The following is a 2542-nucleotide window of genomic DNA, read 5'->3' as shown; positions in this document are numbered from 1 at the left end:
AATAAACGAAATGATGAAGTGAGGGATAAGATGCCTGAATATTCTCAAGTTCAAACCTATATAAAGTGCGATCAAAGCAATATAAAAGAGATTATGCTTGACTTTATAAGCACATTAAATGACTGCGGGATTCAAGACGCTGAAGTGATTTCTTCTTTTAATGGACTAGAATGGGTGATAGATGAGGATGGCTCTAAGTATGTGAGCGGAGGAGAAGTAACAAAAGAACTTATGATCGCTGGACAACTTATACACATTCGTCCTTTTGTTATGGGATGGACTTCAAAAGTATTCAAAGAATTGCAGCAGTCTTGGCTTGAAGCTAGCCTTCTCCTTTGGACAGAGGAGATTGTACAATGTCATTCAGATTACGTATTAAGAGAAGAACATAGATCAGTGATTTGGAAGTTAATGAATGCATTCTCACATTTCTCTAATCAATCTGGTGTGTATTTTACTAATGAAGCAACGGATGGCCGTCCTTGGGAAGCATTTGTACAGAACGACTTGGAAAATATATGGATGTTTGATGCTGCAATAATAAATAAAGACATTATGAAATATTATGAGGCTATCGACGAGTCAATATTTTTCTCGAATCTTCAGGACAATAAATTATTAATAGCTCGGAAAGAAACATGGATTACAGAACCTTGGTGATTGATTTTCAAGAAGGCGTCTATCTCACATAGCATCATTCACACATCGAGTAATCGGTTCTTGATCCGGTAGGATATCGATGCATTTTCGGTGAGGTACATCAGCGTTGTTAAAAAATTTCCATCTGGACACACCCATGTCATTTAAACGGATCGCGGCTGGTCACTTTGTGACCTGAAGGTGGCGGGGCGCCATGGGTATGAGCGATGTTTGTAAAATCAGCTAGGAATGATAAGATTATATCTAGGAGCAAGTACTATGAAGCGAATCTATAAGCATATCGAAGAATATACAGATCAGGAAATAAAAGATATTCTAACTCGTCAAGAAGTAGAGGAACTAATGTATTTACCACTTTCAGTTGGAATGTATCATCACAATTGGAAGTTTGCTCAAGATATATGTCTTAAATTAGCGCAACATGATAATCCACATGTAAGAGCGAATTCTATATTGGGGTTAGCACATATAGCAAGAACTAAAAAACAGTTGGATAAAAGACTAGTAAAACCAATCATTTTGAAAGAACTAAAAAATAATATAGAACATAAAGGTACAATATTAGATGCTATAAGTGATATAAATTTATTTATGAAATGGGAACTAGCAAGGAGGCATAATTATTTGAGCTCGACATAAGGACTTCTTGATGCTAGTTAGCTTATATATACCTGCCTCTCCTCATAAAATCGCTGTTCTATTAACCCACTTCGTTTAAAAGCTTTTAAAATCTAGAACTATGTAGTTCTTCAAAGAGATATATGGCATCTTTGAAACCATGTAGATAAATTTTACTTTCGAGTAATGTTTGTTTAGAGCTTTGGGCATTTTCATAGAGGAAAAAGGTATGTTGGAGGTTGTCAGGCAGGGCTTCTCGGATTGCTTTATAGTGTTGTATGGCTTCATTTGAAAATCGTAAAAAATCAGTATCTGTATTTGTAAGGTTGCTGTGCAATGATTTTAATCGAGCACGAACTAGTGGATCAATATTTATCTCCAATGAATTTTGCAAGAATAAGTCCTCCTAGTATCATTTAAGATTACAAAGTAAAGTTTGTTTTCATGAGTAAAAGTTTAACATATTGAAGAATATAGTCAAGAGAACACAAATATAATTTTGATTAAGTAAAGATTGTTCAATATAATTAAAGAAATATTTAACTACTTTGTGAGGAGTTCACGATGATCAGTTATAAACCATTACAAAAATTGCTGATAGATAGGGAAATAAAGAAGCAAGATTTATTGAAAATGACAGGGATTTCTTCTGCAACAATGGCCAAGTTAAATACGAATGAATATGTTTCATTAGAAGTAATTGATAAAATTTGCTCAGCACTAAATTGTCAACCTGGTGATTTGTTGGAGCATATTCCTGAACGAATGAAGTGAAAGAACCTAAAATAAAAGTGCAAAGATTTGTGGTTCAAAGAAGTACCCCGTCGTATAACAATGCATCTACGCTGCAGGGCTTTTAGCCCCTTGGTTGCCAGATGCTAAAAAACAGAATATTAAAACAACACCGACCCGACCTAAGATAAGAGTTATCTAAAGGCCGGGTCGTGTCGTACATACGAGAACGTTAGGCGAAATCATTACTAAGAGGTGAAGACCCTGCAAAATGAAGATAAAGAACATATAAGAGAAAAATTATTGGAATCTGCCGAATACCGGATTGAGCCAAGCGTTGCAAAAGTTGTTCCAGGAAGCATAATAGGGGCTTCAGTGAACAACCTGCACCGACTAACCGCATCGCGACCGGCGCTGAAGCGCCTTAAGGTTCTCTGGATCGGTAGTACAAGAACTTTATCTACAATTCCCCAAAGCCCAAATAAAATGTAAGGAGGGAACCTCTTGACTACCACGTTCACGAAAGTAGTTG

4 protein-coding genes are annotated in these 2542 nt (G+C 36.1%); 3 read left to right on the top strand and 1 reads right to left on the bottom strand.

The features are described from left to right. Both AZ66_RS28490 and AZ66_RS28485 read left to right on the top strand, forming a co-directional pair. A partial coding sequence (locus AZ66_RS28490; protein WP_231587088.1) for a hypothetical protein occupies positions 1 to 660 on the top strand: 660 nt, incomplete at its 5' end. Between the two features lie 258 nt (positions 661 to 918). Beyond that, positions 919 to 1299, top strand: coding sequence for a hypothetical protein (locus AZ66_RS28485; protein ID WP_044358013.1), 381 nt, complete (start codon positions 919 to 921; stop codon positions 1297 to 1299). A gap of 85 nt (positions 1300 to 1384) precedes the next feature. Here AZ66_RS28485 and AZ66_RS28480 read toward each other — a convergent pair whose 3' ends face one another. Beyond that, positions 1385 to 1672, bottom strand: coding sequence for a hypothetical protein (locus AZ66_RS28480; protein ID WP_028532063.1), 288 nt, complete (start codon positions 1670 to 1672; stop codon positions 1385 to 1387). 170 nt (positions 1673 to 1842) lie between these two features. Between AZ66_RS28480 and AZ66_RS28475 the strand changes: the two genes are divergently transcribed. Then, on the top strand, positions 1843 to 2052 hold the full coding sequence (locus tag AZ66_RS28475) for a helix-turn-helix domain-containing protein (protein ID WP_021255836.1): 210 nt from the start codon (positions 1843 to 1845) through the stop codon (positions 2050 to 2052). Positions 2053 to 2542: the final 490 nt, after the last annotated feature.

This window comes from Paenibacillus sp. E194 (genome assembly GCF_000935845.1).
GTDB lineage: Bacteria > Bacillota > Bacilli > Paenibacillales > Paenibacillaceae > Paenibacillus_B > Paenibacillus_B alvei_B.
Note: the sequence above shows the minus strand (reverse complement) of the source record. Positions and strands in the feature narration are given on the sequence as shown.